The sequence below is a fragment of the Bacillus sp. FJAT-27001 genome, assembly GCF_019039175.1.
GTDB classification, from domain to species: Bacteria; Bacillota; Bacilli; order Bacillales; family Bacillaceae; genus Bacillus; species Bacillus velezensis.
The window spans coordinates 1-916 of sequence record NZ_JAHOAA010000004.1 but is presented as its reverse complement, the minus strand read 5'-3'; the positions used below and the strand labels follow the sequence as shown (position 1 = coordinate 916).

Genomic DNA, 916 nt, shown 5'->3' with positions numbered 1-916 from the left:
TTAACGCCGATCTGTGCCAAGTTTTCCGTGATGGACAGGCCCTCATTTGCGATATAAAAAAGAACGGTCCCAAAGGTCAGAACACCGTTCAAATTTGTTATCGTATCAATAATGTTTGCGACGATGACCACCATAAAACTGAGCATCTTCCGTACATACCCAAACCACGCGCTGCGGCTCCGGAGCTGCTTCATTTTCCACGCTTTAATAATTCCGGTGATGACATCCAAGATGCTGAGGATTAGAAGCAAGTCAAGGTACTTCACCTCCCCGAAAAGATATGTTCTTGCGATCTGTAAGCTTTCAAAATTCATCCACACATGTATTCCCTCCATTTTGATCACCTCCTTCGAGGCAAAATAAAAACACCTATTCGGTTACAGGTGCTGGTTCACTATTATTTTCTTTTGCTGACAGTGCAGCATTTAATTGTTCTTGAAGTTCCTCACGTTTCTTTTCCGCAAATGTATATAAAGCCTTGTATTCGGCGCGCTCCTTATTCTTTTGATTCAATTCTTCCTGTAGTGAAATGGATTTATAGATTTCAATCTGCAGCTGTTCTTGAAGCTGCTCTTTTGTCATTTCTTGCATCCTGTTCCCCTCCCTATTCTTGATCTGGATACGCATTACCGCGCTCTTTTGCTGTAATTTCATTATATTCCGCTTGAGTGATGCGGCCTTTCTCAACGGCTTTTCTCATTTCAACGGTCAAAACAGTTCCATTTTTCCAGCAGTCTTCAAAAAAACCGAAGAGAACGCTTCGATTCTCCAATGAAATTTCCTCCGCTTCTTATGATTGGTTCATTAAGAGATTGCAAACACGCTGAAGATCAAGAGTTCTGGCTTTCAAATTTTCCTCTTCATCAGTTTGAGAACCTTCGCTTTCTTCTTTAATACGTTCAATATCTTCCGTTGA

Annotated in this window: 3 protein-coding genes; all 3 read right to left on the bottom strand. The window is 41.2% G+C overall.

All coding sequences use genetic code 11. The features are described from left to right. Positions 1-335, bottom strand: a 335-nt coding sequence (locus tag BGM27_RS14215) for a phage holin family protein (protein WP_254122869.1), incomplete at its 3' end; no start/stop codon positions are given. Between the two features lie 34 nt (positions 336-369). Further along, on the bottom strand, positions 370-591 hold the full coding sequence (locus BGM27_RS14210; RefSeq protein WP_020953916.1) for a hypothetical protein: 222 nt from the start codon (positions 589-591) through the stop codon (positions 370-372). Between the two features lie 13 nt (positions 592-604). Then, positions 605-772: an XkdX family protein gene (locus tag BGM27_RS14205; RefSeq protein ID WP_020953915.1), complete on the bottom strand. Its 168-nt coding sequence runs from the start codon at positions 770-772 to the stop codon at positions 605-607. Positions 773-916: the final 144 nt, after the last annotated feature.